The organism is Streptomyces sp. SL06, from assembly GCF_058244745.1.
On the sequence record NZ_JBSYOT010000002.1, the window covers coordinates 957,193 to 973,464 of the forward strand.

At 73.5% G+C, this 16,272-nt stretch carries 16 protein-coding genes and 1 pseudogene; 10 read left to right on the forward strand and 7 right to left on the reverse strand.

Going from position 1 to position 16,272, the window contains the following annotated elements; all coding sequences use genetic code 11:
* The first annotated feature begins 4 nt into the window (after positions 1-4).
* The 3 genes from pcaG to pcaDC are packed head-to-tail and all read left to right on the forward strand — an operon-like array spanning position 5 to position 3,071.
* Positions 5-610, forward strand: coding sequence for a protocatechuate 3,4-dioxygenase subunit alpha (gene pcaG / locus AC4IHM_RS04250; RefSeq protein WP_490865739.1), 606 nt, complete (start codon positions 5-7; stop codon positions 608-610).
* Positions 607-1,953, forward strand: a complete 1,347-nt coding sequence (gene pcaB / locus AC4IHM_RS04255) for a 3-carboxy-cis,cis-muconate cycloisomerase (protein ID WP_490865740.1) — start codon at positions 607-609, stop codon at positions 1,951-1,953. Before pcaG ends, pcaB begins: the two co-directional genes overlap by 4 nt.
* On the forward strand, positions 1,950-3,071 hold the full coding sequence (pcaDC, locus tag AC4IHM_RS04260) for a bifunctional 3-oxoadipate enol-lactonase/4-carboxymuconolactone decarboxylase PcaDC (protein WP_490865741.1): 1,122 nt from the start codon (positions 1,950-1,952) through the stop codon (positions 3,069-3,071). The genes pcaB and pcaDC overlap by 4 nt, the downstream gene beginning before the upstream one ends.
* 26 nt (positions 3,072-3,097) lie before the next feature.
* Here the strand turns inward: pcaDC and AC4IHM_RS04265 are convergent, their stop codons facing one another.
* Complete coding sequence (locus tag AC4IHM_RS04265; protein ID WP_490865742.1) at positions 3,098-5,776, reverse strand: ATP-binding protein; 2,679 nt, start codon at positions 5,774-5,776, stop codon at positions 3,098-3,100.
* A 258-nt stretch (positions 5,777-6,034) separates the two neighbouring features.
* Between AC4IHM_RS04265 and AC4IHM_RS04270 the strand changes: the two are divergent.
* Positions 6,035-7,039 (forward strand): annotated as a pseudogene (locus AC4IHM_RS04270) (DUF2510 domain-containing protein); the annotation flags it as partial.
* Between the two features lie 148 nt (positions 7,040-7,187).
* Here the strand turns inward: AC4IHM_RS04270 and AC4IHM_RS04275 are convergent.
* The gene (locus AC4IHM_RS04275; RefSeq protein ID WP_490865743.1) at positions 7,188-7,799 is read right to left on the reverse strand and encodes a TetR/AcrR family transcriptional regulator; all 612 of its coding nucleotides are present in this window, start codon (positions 7,797-7,799) and stop codon (positions 7,188-7,190) included.
* Between the two features lie 226 nt (positions 7,800-8,025).
* Here AC4IHM_RS04275 and AC4IHM_RS04280 point away from each other — a divergent pair, with 226 nt between their 5' ends.
* On the forward strand, positions 8,026-8,841 hold the full coding sequence (locus tag AC4IHM_RS04280) for a phosphatase PAP2 family protein (RefSeq protein WP_490865744.1): 816 nt from the start codon (positions 8,026-8,028) through the stop codon (positions 8,839-8,841).
* A complete protein-coding gene (locus AC4IHM_RS04285) occupies positions 8,838-9,746 on the forward strand; it encodes a DMT family protein (protein WP_490865745.1) in 909 nt (302 codons plus the stop codon). The genes AC4IHM_RS04280 and AC4IHM_RS04285 overlap by 4 nt, the downstream gene beginning before the upstream one ends.
* Positions 9,747-10,121: 375 nt before the next feature.
* Here the strand turns inward: AC4IHM_RS04285 and cyaB are convergent, their stop codons facing one another.
* Both cyaB and AC4IHM_RS04295 read right to left on the reverse strand, forming a co-directional pair.
* The gene (gene cyaB / locus AC4IHM_RS04290) at positions 10,122-10,676 is read right to left on the reverse strand and encodes a class IV adenylate cyclase (RefSeq protein WP_490865746.1); all 555 of its coding nucleotides are present in this window, start codon (positions 10,674-10,676) and stop codon (positions 10,122-10,124) included.
* 16 nt (positions 10,677-10,692) lie between these two features.
* The gene (locus AC4IHM_RS04295; protein WP_490865747.1) at positions 10,693-11,547 is read right to left on the reverse strand and encodes a helix-turn-helix domain-containing protein; all 855 of its coding nucleotides are present in this window, start codon (positions 11,545-11,547) and stop codon (positions 10,693-10,695) included.
* 165 nt (positions 11,548-11,712) lie between these two features.
* Between AC4IHM_RS04295 and AC4IHM_RS04300 the strand changes: the two genes are divergently transcribed.
* Entirely contained in the window at positions 11,713-12,093 is a 381-nt protein-coding gene (locus AC4IHM_RS04300) for a DUF6415 family natural product biosynthesis protein (RefSeq protein ID WP_490865748.1), read from the forward strand.
* A complete protein-coding gene (locus AC4IHM_RS04305) occupies positions 12,090-12,242 on the forward strand; it encodes a hypothetical protein (RefSeq protein WP_490865749.1) in 153 nt (50 codons plus the stop codon). Before AC4IHM_RS04300 ends, AC4IHM_RS04305 begins: the two co-directional genes overlap by 4 nt.
* 294 nt (positions 12,243-12,536) lie before the next feature.
* Here AC4IHM_RS04305 and AC4IHM_RS04310 read toward each other — a convergent pair whose 3' ends face one another.
* Positions 12,537-13,196: an MmyB family transcriptional regulator gene (locus tag AC4IHM_RS04310; protein WP_490865750.1), complete on the reverse strand. Its 660-nt coding sequence runs from the start codon at positions 13,194-13,196 to the stop codon at positions 12,537-12,539.
* A 233-nt stretch (positions 13,197-13,429) separates the two neighbouring features.
* On the opposite strand from AC4IHM_RS04310, the gene AC4IHM_RS04315 reads away from it, so the two are divergent.
* Positions 13,430-14,086 carry a helix-turn-helix domain-containing protein gene (locus AC4IHM_RS04315; protein WP_490865751.1) on the forward strand — a complete coding sequence of 219 codons (657 nt, stop codon included), beginning with the start codon at positions 13,430-13,432 and terminating at the stop codon, positions 14,084-14,086.
* Between the two features lie 102 nt (positions 14,087-14,188).
* Positions 14,189-14,416 (forward strand): hypothetical protein, encoded by a 228-nt coding sequence (locus tag AC4IHM_RS04320; RefSeq protein WP_490865752.1) that lies wholly within the window; start codon positions 14,189-14,191, stop codon positions 14,414-14,416.
* A gap of 34 nt (positions 14,417-14,450) precedes the next feature.
* Here the strand turns inward: AC4IHM_RS04320 and AC4IHM_RS04325 are convergent, their stop codons facing one another.
* Positions 14,451-15,131, reverse strand: a complete 681-nt coding sequence (locus AC4IHM_RS04325) for a 4'-phosphopantetheinyl transferase family protein (RefSeq protein ID WP_490865753.1) — start codon at positions 15,129-15,131, stop codon at positions 14,451-14,453.
* Positions 15,128-15,949, reverse strand: coding sequence for a metallophosphoesterase family protein (locus AC4IHM_RS04330; protein ID WP_490865754.1), 822 nt, complete (start codon positions 15,947-15,949; stop codon positions 15,128-15,130). The genes AC4IHM_RS04325 and AC4IHM_RS04330 overlap by 4 nt, the downstream gene beginning before the upstream one ends.
* Between the last annotated feature and the right edge of the window lie 323 nt (positions 15,950-16,272).

The window sequence follows — 16,272 nt, forward strand, 5'->3', positions numbered from 1 at the left end:
CGCCATGACGAAGACCGACACCAGCAGGCCGGAGAACGTGCTGCCCACGCCGTCGCACACGGTCGGCCCGTTCTACGGGTACGCGCTGCCCTTCCGCGGCGGCGAGGACATAGCGCCCGCCGGGCATCCGGACACGATCACCGTGCACGGGTACGTGTACGACGGCGAGGGCCGTCCGCTGCCGGACGCGCTCCTGGAGCTGTGGGGACCGGACACCGAGGGCAACCTGGCGACGGCCGACGGCTCGATGCGCCGCGACCCGGCCTCCGGCGACTTCCTCGGCCGCAACGGCGTGGAGTTCACCGGCTTCGGCCGCATCCAGACCGACGCGAACGGCCACTGGTACGCGCGGACGCTGCGCCCCGGGGCCCGCGGGCGGAACGCCCCGTACGTCAGTGTGTGCGTGTTCGCGCGCGGGCTGCTCGTGCACCTGTTCACCCGGATCTACCTGCCCGACGACCCGGCCGTGCTCGCCGCCGATCCGCTGCTGTCCCGGGTGGACACGGAGCGCCGCGACACGCTGATCGCCGAGGACGAGGGCAGGGGGACGTACCGTTTCGACATCCGCCTTCAGGGCGAGGGCGAGACGGTCTTCCTGGAGTTCCAGTGACATCACCTGCCGACGCCGACGCCGACGCCGATACGAGCCTGCTCGCCCCCGGTTGGGCGGGCTCGCCTGCCGCGTCCGCGACCGGTGACCGCGCCTGGCTGCGGGCCCTGCTCGACGCGGAGGCGGCGCTGACCCGGGCCCAGGCCGGGCTGGGGCTGGCCCCCGCCGGGGCGGCGGCAGCGGTGACCGAGGCAGCCGACCCGGACCGTTTCGACCCGCGTTCCCTGGCCGAGCGCGCCCGCGGCGGCGGGAATCCGGTGATCCCACTGGTGGCCGACCTGACGAGGGCGGTCGGCGAGGAGTACGGGCCGTACGTGCACCGGGGGGCGACCAGCCAGGACATCATGGACACGGCGTCGATGCTGGTGGCCGTCCGCACCCTGGACCTGCTGCTCGCCGATCTGGCCCGTACGCAGCGGGCGCTGGCCCTGCTGGCCGCCGAGCACCGGGACACGGCGATGCCGGGCCGGACCCTCACCCAGCACGCCGTGCCGACGACCTTCGGGCTCAAGGCGGCCGGCTGGCGCTCGCTGGTGCTCGACGCGCGCGACCGGGTCATCGCCGTACGCGACACGCTGCCCGCCCAACTCGGCGGCGCGGCGGGCACCCTGGCCGCCTTCGGGGCCTGGGGCGCGACGGACCCCACCGAACTGCCGGCGGCGTATGCCCGTGAACTGGGGCTGCGGGAGCCGGTGTTGCCCTGGCACACGCTGCGCACTCCGGTCGCCGACCTGGCCGGCTGCCTCGCCCTCACCGCCGGGGCGCTCGGCAAGCTCGCCGCGGACGTGCTGACGCTGTCGCGCACCGAGATCGCCGAGGTCGCCGAGGGCAGCGGCGGCGGCTCCTCGGCGATGCCGCACAAGGCCAATCCCGTACGGTCCACGCTGATCGCGGCGGCCGCCCTGCGCGCGCCGCAGCTCGCGGCCACCCTGTACGGCTCGCTGGTCGCGCAGGACGAGCGGCCGGCCGGGGCCTGGCACGCCGAGTGGGAACCGCTGCGGGACCTGCTGCGGCTGACCGCCGGCGCGGCGCGTGACGCCGCCGGACTGGCCGAGGGGCTGCGGGTGCGTCCGGAGGCGATGCGCGCGCACCTCGGCCTCACCCACGGGCTGATCGTGTCCGAGCGGCTCTCCGTGGAACTGGCGCCGGTGCTCGGGCGGGCCCGCGCCGGGGCGCTGCTCACCGAACTGGCGGAGCGCGCCTACGCCGAGGACCGGAGTCTTCGCGAACTGCTGGCCGAAGTACCGGAGTTGCGTGATGTCGACCTCGGTCCGCCCACCGACCCGGCCCGCTACACCGGCTCCGCGGGAGCCCTGACCGACCGAGCCCTGGAGCGACCTTGACCATCCTCAACCACCTGACCGAAGGCCCCGGCTCCGCTCCCCCGCTGCTGCTCGGGCCCTCGCTGGGCACCTCGTACGCCCTGTGGGACCCGGTGGCGCCCGAACTGTCCATCGGGCACCGGGTGATCCGCTGGGACCTGCCGGGGCACGGCGGTTCGGCGGCGGAACTCGTCGGGCCTGGCGCCACCGTCGCCGATCTCGCCGGCCTGGTGCTCGGGCTCGCCGACTACCTCGGGGTGGAGCGGTTCGCCTACGCCGGGGTGTCGCTGGGCGGCGCGGTGGGCCTGCATCTGGCCGTGCACCATCCGCGGCGGGTGTCGTCCCTGGCCGTCATCTGCTCGTCGGCGCACTTCGACGGTGCGGGGCCCTGGGAGCAACGGGCGGCGCTGGTACGGGCGGAGGGGCTGGCGACGCTGGCCGAGAGCGCCGACGAGCGCTGGTTCACACCGGGGTTCACCGTGCCCCGGCTGGTCCGGGACCACCGGGAGGCCGATCCCGGTGCGTACGCGGCCTGTTGCGACGCCCTCGCCGCCTTCGACCTGCGGGACCGGCTCGGCGGGATCTCCGTGCCGACACTCCTGATCGCCGGTCGCGAGGATCCGGCGACGCCTCCCGCGCATCTGCGGGAGATCGCCGACGCGGTGCCGGGCTCGACGCTGACCGAGATCCCGGGTGCGTCGCATCTGGCGCCGGCCGAGCGCCCGGAGGCGGTGCTGACGGCTCTGCGGGCGCACTTCGACGGGGGCGCCAAGCGGGGCATGGCGGTGCGGCGCGAGGTGCTGGGCGACGCGCACGTGGACCGGGCGCAGGGGCGGCAGTCCCCGTTCACCGCCCGGTTCCAGGACTTCATCTCGCGCTACGCGTGGGGCGAGATCTGGACCGACGAGACGCTCTCGCGCCGCGAGCGCAGCATGGTCACGCTGACGGCGCTGGTCGCGCACGGCCACTACGAGGAGTTGGCCATGCATGTGCGGGCGGCGCGGCGCAACGGGCTGACGCCGGACGAGATCGGCGCCGTACTGCTGCAGACGGCCGTGTACTTGGGGGTGCCAGCGGCCAACTCGGCGTTCGCGGCGGCCCAGCGGGTGCTGGCCGAGGAGGACGGCACCGCGGGGTGAGCGGGCTGCGGCGGGCCGGGGCGGTCTCAGCCCAGGTGTCCCACCGCCAGTGCCTCGCGGGCGCGGGCCACCAGTCCGTCGGCGCCGCACGAGTCGGCCAGCGCCAGGCCCCGGTTCAGCTCGGCCGCCGAGCGGGCCGCGATGCCGTACTCCACACGGGCGGCGGCGTGTTCGTACTGGCAGGGTGAGGCCTCCAGATAGGCGACGGCCTGGGCGGCGAGCCGGACCGCGCGCTGGCCGGTCTCCAGCGCGGCGGCGCAGCGCAGGGCCTCTCCTATCGCCGTGTCCGTGCCGAAGCGCTCGGCCTGGCGGCGGGCGTCGGAGGCGAGTCGCGCGGCGCGGCCGGGGTCCTCGCCTGCGAGGGCACGGGCGAGGTCGGTCGCGCAGGGCACCACCACCGGGTTGTGCCGGCCCCGCGCGGCCGCTGCCTTCTCGGCGGCCTCCAGCTCGTTGACGCCCTCCTTGGTGCGGCCGGTCGCGAGCAGCAACCGCCCGCGTACGGAGCGGGGGTCGGGCAGCACGATCGTCGACGGGTAGGGCGGGGCGAAGCCGTACTGGTCGGCGAGGCGACGGGCTTCCTCGGCGTGGCCGCGGGCGAGCAGGGTGTCGATCAGATTGCAGGTCGCGGACCAGTACAGCGGAAGTCCGCGGCCGACGCGCTCGGCGATGCGCAGTGACTCACGCAGGGACTCCTCGGCCTCCCTGAGCCGACCCCGCCTGCGGTGGCCGAGACCGACGTAGGCGTGCGCGAGGGCGAGGTGGCCGCCGTTCCAGCCCGCGGTCTCGTAGGCGCGCAGGGCCTCGGTGAACAGTGCCTCCGCGCGGTCGAGCCGGTCGGTGTAGGCGTAGGAACTGGCCAGCATCATCGGCAGTTCCAGGCCCCACTCGGTGTCGGTCCAGCCGAGTCCCGGTGCGAGGCGGCCGTTGACGAGGGCCCGGTCGCACAGCTCGACGACCTCCTCGGCGCTCTCGCCGTGGGTCATGGCGTCGAAGCCGCGCAGGATGAGCAGGGCGCGCTCGGCGTTGTCGCGGCCGGTGCAGGTGCGGGCGAGTTCGGCGAGGCGCGCGGAGCGGCGGGGCGAGGAGGTCTCGCCGGCGTGGATGCCCTCCCACATGTACTGGGCGGCCTGGAGCCGCAGCCGCGCGGACGGCTCCGGGTTCCGTGCGGCCTCCGCCTCGACGGTGCGCACGGCCTCTTCCAACTGGTCGTTGTGGAGCAGTGCCTGGGAGAGCCGGAAGACGGCGTCGACGCGCTGCTCGCCGTCCAGGCCCGGCATGACGAGCGCGGTGCGCAGATGGCCGATGGTCGTGGCGGGCGCGGTCAGGAGGGTGGCGCAGCCCAGCTCGAACAGCACCCGCGCGTGGGTGTCGGGCAACGGCGGTTCCTGGAGCGCGCGTTCGAGGCAGCGGCGGGCGGCGTCCGGGGCTCCGACGGCGAGGTGCTCGCGGGCCGCCTCGCGCAGTTGGTCCACGACCTCCTGGTCGTCGTCGGGATAGACCCGGAGCAGATGGCGGGAGGCCGCCGCGGCGCCGAGTCCGGAGTCGGTGACCAGTTGGGCCGCTATGCCGTGCATCGCCGTGCGCAGCGCGTCGGGGATGGAGTTGTACACGGCGGTGGCGATCAGCGGGTGCACGAACTCGAAGTCGTCCCGGGCCGGTTGCCCGGCCGGGAGGTCGGGCGCGGAGAGGATGCGGGCGTTGCACAGCAACTCGGCGCAGCGGGCGGCGTCGTCGCGGTCGAGGGTGGCGAGCCGGGCCACCATGTCGACGGTGATGCCGCCGCCGAGGATGGCGGCGGCCCAGGCGAACCGGGTGGAGTCCACGCCGAGTTGCTCCAGGCGGGCGACGAGGCCGCCGCCGCGGGCCGAGCGGTTCAGCGCGCGTAGTTCGGCGGCCTGCGACTCGACCGGTTCCAGCTCGCTGTCCTGGACCCTGGCGAGGAGTTCGACGGTCTCGTAGGGGTTGCCGCCGGTGACGGCCCACACCTCGCGGCAGAACGGGGCGTCGGCGTGGCCGCCCAGCGTGGCGCGGGTGAGCCCGGCCGTCGCGTCGGGGCTGAGGGCCTTGAGCGGGGCGAGGGGCCGGCCCACGGCGGCGGCCGCGTCCAGGTGGCGGGCGCTGTCGCCGCTGATGTCGCCGGGGCGGCGGGCGATCACGACCAGGACGGAGGTCTCATCGAGGCGTTCGGCGAGCGCGGCGAGCCAGCGCAGGGTCTCCTGGTCGGCCCAGTGCGCGTCGTCGATCAGCAGCACCAGCGGCCATTCCCGGCGGGCGAGCCTGCGCACGGCGGCGACCAGGCCGTCGCACACGCCCTGCGGGTCGGCCTGCCGTTCGCCGGGGTCCGCGATGCCGAGGGCGGGGCCCGCGATGCCGTACCAGTCGCCGAGGTACTCGCGGGCCTCCTCCGGGAGCATGGACACCAGTGCCGGCTGGAGGAGTTGGCGTACGACGTTGAAGGGAACGGAGCGCAGGGTCTCGCCGCCGCGGGCCGACCAGACGGTGCAGCCCCGGGCCTCGGCGATGCGGCGGGTCTCGGCGAGCAGGGCGGTCTTGCCGACTCCGGCCTCGCCGCGGGCCTCCAGCAGGCTGCCGGGGGACGAGCGGTCGGCGCACAGGGTGTCGACCGCCCGTGTGATGGTGGCGACTTCCTCGTCACGCTCCCAGAGGGAGGCCGAGGCGGCGGCCGTCCGCCGTACCTCCGTCATCCCGCTACCTCCCCAAGTCGCCCGAATGACGTACAGGTGTTGAGCCTAGCCCTCCGGTCCCGAGAGTGGTGTGCGGTCCGCCGAGCAGTTGCCGTGGCGGGTGACATGCGGTAAAACGCGGATCGACGCGGCGGATCCGTCGGCGGCGGTGGCGTCGGCCGGTGCCCGCCGGTTCGTCGTGCCCGCGGGCCGTCCGGGTGGGCGCGTTCCGGCCAGGCCTCTCATCCGGCTTTCACCGAGGCCTCATACGGTGGGCACATGACGCAGGCGACTCCTCCCGGGTGGTACCCGGACCCCGGACAGAAGAATGACGGTCCCGCCACCGAGCGCTGGTGGGACGGCGGGACATGGACGGACCAGGTCCGCTCCGCGGGGCCGGCCGCCGCGTGGGGTCCTCCCGCGCAGCCGCCGGCGTACGACGCCGCGCCCGGGGCGTATCCCGTGCACCCGGGTTATCCGGGGCTTCCCGGCGATCCGCCGTCCGCGCGGCGGCGCCGGCTGCGTACCGGCATAGCCGTGGCGGCGGCCGTGGCCGTGCTGGCCGGCATAGGTGTCGGCGTGTACGTGCTGGCCGACGACGGCTCGGGCGGCGACAGCGCGGGCGCCTCGCAGCAGGACCGGCGCTCTCCCGGCGGGCAGAGCGACCCCTTCGGCGCGCCGGGCGGCGGCGAGGGCGGCGAGTCGCCGGCACCGGACGCGCCGGACTCCCCGGGCGAGTCGGAACCGCCCACGATCGACAGCGGATCGGTGCCGGACCCCGTCGCCGGGATCAGCCTGCCCATCCCGGACGGCTGGTCCGGGCAGCAGTTGACGATCGGCGCCTCGGTGACCTCCGACGACACCTACAAGTGTCCGGGCGACACCTCCAAGTCCTGCACCAAGGGCGGCGCGTACTCGGCGCCCGCGGTGGTGCTGGGCACCAGGGGCGACACCGCCGAGGAGGTCGCGAAGGCCGACATCGGGGCGAACGCCGAGGAGTCGTACGGCGGCGAGGCCTACGGCGAGATCAGCTCGCACGAGGAACTGGCCTCCAAGGCGGTCACCGTCGCCGGGCAGAAGGGCTATCTGGTCCGCTGGAAGGCGGTCACCGCCGAGGGTTCCGACGGCTATGTCGAGTCGCTCGCCTTCCCGTCGCCCGCGGATCCCGAGCAGATCGTCGTCGTCCGCTTCGGCGTCGACGCCGACCAGCGGCAGTCGGTGATAGACGAGATCACCGAGGGCATCGAGGTGAGTTCCGGCGGGGGCGGCAGCGGGCAGGACGTTCTGAGCGGCCCGGACAGCAGTCGGCCGGATGAGGCGCCCTTCCGCTCAAAGGGTGCCCCACCCGGCCGGTGGTGCGCGCCGCCCCCGTCCCCACGGTGCGGCGCGGGCAGGCCACCGTCCAGTCATCCCGTGGACGGCGGCCTGAGTCTCAGGGGAGGCCGAGGGCCGGCAGCACGACGGCCTCCACGAACCGGACGAGGTACTCCGCGTCGGCGTACTCGCCCTCGACGACGGGCCGCATCCGCAGCACGCCGAACATCTGCGCCGGTACGTACTCCAGCGCCGGATGGTCCTCGGCGACCTCGCCGCGCTCGACGCCGCGGCGCAGGATCTCGCGCAGCGCGGCGATCTCCGGGTCGACGAGCGCCTCGCGCAACGCGCCCTGGAGTTCCGGGTCCTGCATGACCGCGTGTCCGAGCGCCTGGAGCAGGGTGTCCTTGCCGGACCACTCCCCCGCTATCCGGGCCGCCTGGCGCAGGTCCTCGGCGAGCGAGCCGGAGTCGATGCCGGAGAACCGCACCCGGCGGTGGGAGCGCAGGGCCGCGGCCACGAACTGCGGCTTGGTCTTCCACTGCCGGTAGAGCGTGGACTTGCTGCACCTGGTGCTGGCGGCGATGCCCTCCATGGTGACGGCGTCGTATCCGCAGGCCCGGATCTGTTCGAGCACGGCGTCGAAGAACTCCTGCTCACGCTCGGGCGTGATCTTGGAGCGGCGCGGGGTGCCGACCGGTTCCGGTCGGTCCGCGGCCTGCAACGTCATCGGCTCCGCTCTCCTTCTGCTCGTCCCCATGGGGTCCGGGGTGGGGTGCGGGCATTCGCTCGGTCCCGCACCACCAGTGTGGCGTATGTCTATCGATACGGCAGTGTACCGGTACTCAAGCGTATCGGTACACTGCCGTATCGGAACGAGGCCGTATCGATGACAACCGTCACACGCCCCCGTACCTGTGAGCCGCACGCACCACTTTCAGCGAAGGGGCCGGGGGATGAATGCCCGCAGCGAGCCTGCACCACATGCGCGAGCGAGGCCCGACACGCCCGCGCGCCCACCGCTCGTCCGTGAGCTGCTGCTCGTGGCCGGACTGTTCCTCGTCTACAAGTTCGGCCGGCAACTGGCGACGGGGCACACCGCCGAGGCATTCCGCAACGCCCACCACGTGTGGGACTGGGAGCGCGGGCTCCGGCTGCCCGACGAGGGCTCGGTGCAGTCCCTGCTCCTGCACGGCGACACGCTGATACACGTGGCGAACACCTACTACGCCACCGTCCACTTCCCGGCCACCCTGGCCTTCCTGGCCTGGCTCTACCTGCGCCGCCCGGCGCACTACGTCTGGGCCCGCCGGGTGCTGGCGGCGGTCACCGGCGCCGCGCTGGTACTGCACCTGCTCTATCCGCTCGCCCCGCCGCGCATGCTGGGCGGCACCGGCCTGATCGACACGGCCCGCGTGTTCGGCCCCTCGGTGTACGGACCGCCGCGCACCGACCAGTTGTCCAACCAGTTCGCGGCGATGCCCTCCCTGCACTTCGGCTGGGCCCTGATGCTGGCGATCGGCCTGATCGTCGCGACCCGGTCGCGCCTGCGGTGGCTGTGGCTGCTGCATCCGCTCGCGACGCTGCTGGTGATCGTCGGCACCGCCAACCACTACTGGCTGGACGTGATCGTGGCCGCGGCCCTGCTCGGCCTCGCCCTCGCGGTGATCCGCCCGCCGCACGGGCCGCGGTGCGCCGTGGTCCGGCGCCGGCCGGACCTCCGGCGGCGGGCGGCGGCGGAGCGGCACGCGCTGGTCGGGGCGGGCCGGTGAGCGCCGCCCTCGTCGCCGTCCTGCTCTCCCTGGTCTCCGCCTGCGCGTACGCCGCCGCGGCCGTCGCCCAGGAACGGCTGGCCGCCCGGCGTTCCGGCGCGAGCGCGCTGCGGCTGCTGGCCGCCGGCGCCTGGTGGGGGTCGGTCGCGCTCAACGCCTCGGCCGCGCTGCTGCACGTCGTCGCCCTCAAGTACGGTCCGCTCACCCTGGTCCAGCCGCTCGGCGCGTTCACCCTCGTCGCGGCGGTGCCCCTGGGGGCGCGGCTGGCGGGCCGGCGGGTGAGCGCGGTGGAGTGGCGGGGCACCGGTCTGACGCTGCTGGGGCTGGGCGCGCTGCTCCTCACCGCGTCCGGGCCCGCGCCCGACGACGTGCTGAGCGTGCCCGAGGCGCTGGCGGTGTCCGGCGCGACGGCGGCGCTGATCGGCATGCTGTCGTGGCCCGGCGCCCGGCCGGGGCTGCGGCACGCGACGGCGTCCGGCATCGCCTCCGGGGTCGCCTCGGCGCTCACCCAGACCGTCACGGTCGCCGCCACGGACCGCTCGGGCCCGCTGCTCAGCGCCCAGGTGATCGGGGTGGCCGTGCTGGTGGCGGCCTTCGCGGCGGGCGGGCTGCTGCTGTCGCAGACGGCCTACCGAGGCGGTCTCGGCGCCCCGCTCGCGGTGGTCACGCTGGCCAATCCGGTGGCCGCGGCGCTGATAGGGCTCTCCCTGCTCGGCGAACGCCTGCGGGGCGGCCCGTCCGGCGTCCTCCTCGCCCTCCTCGGCGCGGCACTGGCCGCCTGGGGCGTGATCCAACTCAGCCGCCAAACACCGCGGCCCCCGGCCCCGGAAGCGGGGTCGCAGGGCAGGACGGGCCCGTTACTTGCTCCGGAGCAGCCGGGGCGGGGGCAGCTCACACGGCTGTAGACGCGGCGGGGCGACCGCACCGTGCGGGAAAACTCCTCGCGCCGCTCAAGTGGCGTCCCTACGCCGGCCGGAGCGGGACCGCGCGGTACCCGAGGCTGCGGGGCCGTGGCAGAGCGGCCCCTTGCGACCGGCGTGGGCGAGGCCCCGTCCACGCCGGCTGACGGGAACCGGGCGGGCCCTGCCCCTCCTGTCCACGGCTTCGAATCCCGTCGGCCCCGCCGCCGCCCGAGGTCTGCGACGCTCACTCGGCGGTGGGGACCACCCGCAGGTGGGAGTGGGCGGTGCGGAGTGGTGCAACGACCGGCGCGGATCCAGTGCGGCGGGCCCTGGGCACCGGTAACAGCGACCCCGCTTCTCCTCCGTCATGTCCGGGAGTCAGGCCCGCCGCGCCCCGACGGCGCTCGTGTAGGTCTCGCGTGTCAAATCCTCCGGGGCGATCCCGAGGTCGGCGAACAGCGACCGGACATCGCTCAGGGCCGCGTCCACGTCGGCCTCATCAACGAGGGTCTCGATCTCCAGGAAGGTGCCGTCGATCTCCGGGACTCGAACGAGGGTGGCGAGCATCCGTCGGCCGCGCGCCTCGAACTCGTAGTTGCGGCACCGCTTCTCGAACGCGATCACTTTGACGTGGCCGAGCCCCTGAATGATCGCGTGCGCCGCCTGCGCGTCGGCGACGGCCGTCTCGTACTCCGGCTTCGACCCGGACGCCTCGTCGACCGCCGCGTCCTTGTACGTCAACAGCGTGCGGGTGCTGTCCGCGCCGTGCACCGTACGGATGCGCAACTCCTGGCCCGCCTCGTCCAGCCCGCGGTCCGGCCGGTCGTAGTACGTGTCCTGATACACCTCGACACGGGCGGTCGCCCGCTCACCGAGCCGCCGCACGACCTCCTCGGGCGCGTGCACCCGAGCCTTCAGCTCCGCCTCGATCACGCCGTTCCCTTCCCTTTCAGACCGTGCGCTCGGCCTCGTCGGCGATCGCGTCGAACATGCGCCTGAACCCTCTGAAGAGGGGCCCGTGCGGCGTCTCCATCACCTTGTAGGTGGCGGACTCGTGCCCCTCCCATCCGGCGTCGAACGCGCTGACGAACAAGGTGGAGTCCATGCGGATCAAGCGCCAGGTGGGCAGCATCCTGTACCGGTACACGCTGACGGCGCAGGTGCTGGCCAATTCCCTCAGCCGTGCCTCGGCCAGGCGGATACCGCTTGCGAGGGACTCCGCGGATTCTCCGATTTCGGCTGCGCGGTGGGCGAGTGCCGACGAGTCGGGGTCCAGCAGCAGAACTCTCACGTGCAGCCCTTTGCCACCCCGCTCACGCGGGAGGCATGCCCGCAGGAGACTGTCGTTGAGGCCGATCAGCCCGAGCCCCCGCACGGCCAGCACGTCCAGTTCGCGGGCCTCGCGCGCCTGCTGCTTGATCTCCTCTGCTGCCGCCCGCTGGGCGGCGTACACCCGCACCACCTCGGGGAAGGCCGCGAGGTCGAAGGCCGGGCCGCCGGAGCGCTTCTCCCGGGACGCCACCAGACCGAGCAGATGCCTGGCATCGTCGGGCATGCGCAGGCCATCGGCGATCCGCTCGTACACATCGAGCCGGGAGACTTCACGGCGACCATTGATGATTTCGTTGACCCGGGCCTGGGTCATTCCGGCGGCCGTGGCGATACGGGCCTGGCTGGCGCCGGCGTACTGCTGGACGTGGCGGAACACCGCTCCCATGTCTCGCGCTCGCAGGGCCCGGCGCACCTCGGCGCGTTCCCAGGCCCAGTCGGGAAGGTCGATCGGTAACAACGCGGTCGACGACATGGCGCATCCCCCGGCATCACGACGAGATGGGAAATCATCCCACCGTGAGATTACCGCTGGGGGATCGTACGAAAGGGCTCGACGCAGGAAGCTGGCTTGATCATGAAAACCCCGGCGACCGCGCGAGCGCCCCGGGGCGTGGCCACCGCTGACAGGAGCGTCGACATGGCAAACGCCACAACTCCGGCCGCAGCCCGGACGGGGAGATCGTCTGCCCCGCCGGACATCGCCACGGTGCGCGCCACGGCCCGCCGGCTCCTCGCCACCGGCACCCAACCGCCCGCGCGCGAGGAACTCGCGGCAATGACCGCAACGCTGCGCGAGACCATCGCCGGCCTCATTCCTGCCGTGGAGGCCCTCGCCGAGACGCTGCCCGTGAACGACGTGCCCCGGGCGTGCGCGCCGGCGTGCCTCGGTGAGGCCCGGATGAGGCTCCGCCTCGGCGACGGGGACACCGACGTCCTGCGCCTGTCCGTCGCCGTCCGCATGGCCCGCACCGCGAACGCCCTCGCGGACCACCACCAGGCTCTCAGGAGGACCCCGTGACGATCTGTGCACGCTGCGATGAGCCCATCGAGGGCAAGCCCGAGCGGGTGGTGCCCGACTCACCGACGGGCGCGGGCGAGGTTCTCATCCATCCCGGCTACTGCAAAACGTCCCCGAGGCAGACGTACCCGGCGGGGAGCGAGGACTGAGGCTCCCCGCCGGTGCGGGGTTTGGAGACGTTGCGCACCCGTGGGCGGGCGACCGCCCACACCGGACGGGTCACCGGCGTGTGCTGTTCGCCGATCGGGCCGGTGGCTCGCGGTCGGCCGCCACGTTCCGTACGCCGTCGTGAGGCAGGTCTCGCATCCGACACGCGGTGAAGTGATCAAGGTCTGGCGACCTCGCGTCCCGGGCTCGTCGGCGCAGGTCGCGCGGCACCCCTGGTCACATCGGGGATGCCGCTCCGCGGTGGCCCCGCGGTCCCAACCGCTCGCGGCCGACGCTCACTCGGCGGTGGGGACCACCCGCAGGTGGGAGTGGGCGTGCCGGGCGCGGGGTGGGCGGTGCGGGGGGCGGCGCGGTTCGCGCAGGACCAGTGTCAGGCGTGTGTAGCCCAGTTCCTCCAGCGCCCTCGGGGTTTCCACGACGACCCGGCACTCGGTGGTGCCCCGGCGCGGGTCGGGGTGGTGCAACGACCGTACGGCACCGTCGTGTTCGACGGCTCGGACGCCGACGGCGCGGATCCAGTGCGGCAGGCCCTGGCGGTAGGCGGCCTCCATGATCGGGTCCTGGGCGATGTCACGGCGGACGGCCTGCAGTCCTGGATCGTGACCGGCCCGCTCCAGGGCCGCGGCGAAGTGCGCCAGCATGGGCAGGCACCAGCTCGACTCGTGCTCCCCGAGGACGGCGGACGCGTCCGGGTGGAACAGGACGAAGCGCAGGAAGTTGTCGTCCGGCATGGCGGTCGGATGGGGACCTGCGCCCCGGAAGAGCGTCCGGAAGGCGGCGTTGGCCAGCACCACGTCCCAGCGGTGGTCGACGACGAGAGAGGGAAAGGGGACTGCCTCCAGGAGCGCGGTGTAGTCCTGGAGATACGCCTGGGCCTCGGGGGTCGCGGGGGCGGGCCGCGGCACCGGCCGCCGCCCTCCTGCCTGAAATGCCATCGGGAGGTCACCCCTCTTGCCCTATGCGGCCTTCTCGCGGCGTCCCGATCCTGGTGCCCCGACGCGAGGTGTGTCAACTATCGTGGCATTTCGTGCCTGTTGACGGCTGAAATAGGCCACAGTTGTGGCGAGACCTGGATGTGAGTTCGAGCGGCAGGCTACTCTCCGGGAAGTTCACGGCGACCGCTTGTGAGAAGCCTGTGAGGCCTGTGAGAGACGTAGGAGAGCTTTCGGTGACGGGTGGCTTCGAGGATCCGGGTGCCATGCCGAACGCCGTGCTGCCCGCCGTCGTCGCCCGGGTGACCGCCCTCGCGGACCGGCTCGACGTGCCGCACTGCGAGGTCTTCGACGTGTGCCGTCTGTCCGCCGCCTCCGGCGTCCCCGAGTCCGTCGTCGGGGCCCTGCTGGGCGGCCGGCCGGCGGGTGAGCCCGATGTGCAGAACCGGTTCGTGCAACGCCTCGACCTGCTGCGCCGCACCCGGCTGAAGCCGAACGGCCGCAAGTACACCCAGCAGGAGATCGCCGACGGCGCCGGCATGTCGCGGCAGCAGGCGGGCGCCCTCATCAACGGCGACCGGCGGCCCACCATGGAGCACTGCGACGCCATCCAGCGCTTCTTCCGGGTGCACGCCGGATTCCTCACCGCGGAGGACTCCGAGGCCCTCGCGGGCGCTCTGCAGCACACCGAGCAGGAGTTGCTCCAGCAGCTCGCCGACCGGGAGCGGGCCGCGGCGGCGCCCGCCGACGACCCGCTGGAGCGGCTGCTGCAGGACCACGGCGTGCGCGGCATCGCCTGGCGTGCCGCTCAACTCCCCACCGACCAGCACCGCGACAAGGTCGCCGAGTGGCTGGACATGCTCCTGGAAGGCGTCAAACGGCCCGAGTCGTGACGCGGCTCGGCCGGATTGTCAGTGGTGGGCGGCAAGCTGGGAAGGTGCCGCCGCCGTGCGGGGGCGCGTGACCGCTGACGTCGTTGTGGGGAGAGCCGACCGATGACCACCGCCGTGCTGACCGATCACGAGCGCACCGCCGTTCAGGCCTATCTGCGGCTCCTGCACACCGTGCGGGCCGGTTTCGACACCGCGCCCGACGCCGCTCGCCCGCCCGTCGTCCCGCCCTCCGTCCTGGCCGAGGCGGACCGGGCGCTGGAGACCGCGGGCCTCGCGGGGAACGAGGAGGTCTTCTTCCGGATGCTGGGAAGCCGGTCCCCACGTCCGTGAGGCCGTGGGGCCCTGCCGGGTGTCAGGTCCGGTGTCAGGAGCGTGGCACTGTGAAGGCCGTGGTGACCAGGCCCTTCTGGGCGGTCCAGTGGCCCTCGAAGTGGGTCACGCGCCTGCCGCCCACCGTCGGGCCCGGCACCAGCAGGGCGGCGTGCAGGGTGCCGCGGCGGGGGTCGCCCGGGTCCACGGAGACCTGGATGTCCGCCTCCATGAAGTCGAGCCACTTTCCGGTGAGGGGGAACCATGCCTTGTAGACCGACTCCTTCGCGCTGAACAGCAGCCGGTCCCAGTGGACGCCGGGCCACTGCCCTGCCAGCCGGCGCAGCCGCTCCGCCTCGGCGGGCAGGGACACGCTGGGCAGGACACCGTCCGGCAGCGGTCCGTCGGGTTCGGCGTCGATGCCGAGGGAGGCCAGGTCGGTGAGCCGGACCAGGGCGGCGGCGCAGTAGCCGTCGCAGTGGGTCATGCTGCCCGCCAGCCCTGCCGGCCAGCGCGGCGCCCCGCGCTCGCCGGTCAGCACGGGCTGCGCGGACACGCCGAGTTTCTCCATGGCCCGGCGGGCGCAGGACCGTACGACGGTGAACTCCCGGCGGCGCTTGGCGACCGCCCGCGCCACGAGTGCCTCCTCCTCGGGGTAGAGCGGCAGGTGTCCGGCGTCGTCGTGGCCGTGTGCCTCCACGGCGGCGACGGTGTCGGGCAGCAGTTCCTCGATCAACGGGCCACCTTCTCGCGCGAGGCCGACGGCAGGATGCGGCGCAGTTGTCCCGGCGGCCCGGTCCGCTTGCGCCACTCACGGGGATAGCCCACCGACACCTCCTCGAAACGCACTCCCTCGTGCCAGGTGGTCCGCGGGATGTGCAGATGCCCGTAGACCATGGTGTCGACCCGGAACCTGCGGTGCCAGTCCGCGGTCAGGCGGGTGCCGCACCACATGGCGAACTCGGGGTACCACAGGACGTCGGTGGGGTGCCGGTCCAGGGGGTAGTGGTTGACGAGGATCGTCGGCAGGTCCGCCGGGAGCGCGGCGAGCCTGCGCTCGGTCTCGGCGACCCGCGCCCGGCACCAGTCCTCGCGGCTCGGGTAGGGGTCGGGGTGCAGCAGGAACTCGTCGTTGCACACGACGCCGGTGCCGTGCGCGTACGTCAGCCCCTCGTCCTTGGTCGCGCAGCCGGCCGGCAGGAACGAGTAGTCGTAGAGCAGGAACAGCGGTGCGACGACCGCCGGGCCGCCCGCTCCCTCCCACACCGGGTAGGGGTCCTCGGGTGTCGTCACGCCCAGCTCGCGGCACATCTCGACGAGGTGCTCGTAGCGGGCGGCCCCGCGGAGGGTGACCTCGTCCTTGGGGTGTGTCCACAGTTCGTGGTTGCCGGGGGTCCAGACGACCTTCCGGAAGCGGCCCGCGAGCAGGCCGAGGGCCCAGCGGATGTCGGAGACGGTCTCCGCCACGTCACCGGCCACCAGGAGCCAGTCGTCCTCGGACTCGGGGTGTGTCTTCTCGATCAGGGCGCGGTTCTCCGCGTATCCGATGTGCAAGTCGCTGATGGCCCACAGCTGCCCCCGAGTACCGGCCGTCGAACGTCATTCTCCACCTCTTCCGGACACGCGTCCGCCGCCACGAGATCACATCCCCGCCCCGGTCTCAAGGGCGCTCCGGCACCGCCTGACCAGCATGCCGGGGCCACACCGGCGCCGTCCCCGCGGATCCGTAACGTGCTCGTTGCACTCGGAGGCGCGGGTACCCCTATGATCGCCCCAACACCACCGCCACGATTCTCCCTTCGCGCAGAGCGGCCAGGTGTCCCTCGATCCCCCTGGCCGGGCACGGCCCGCTCCGCCCTGCCCGCGAACCCCGAAAG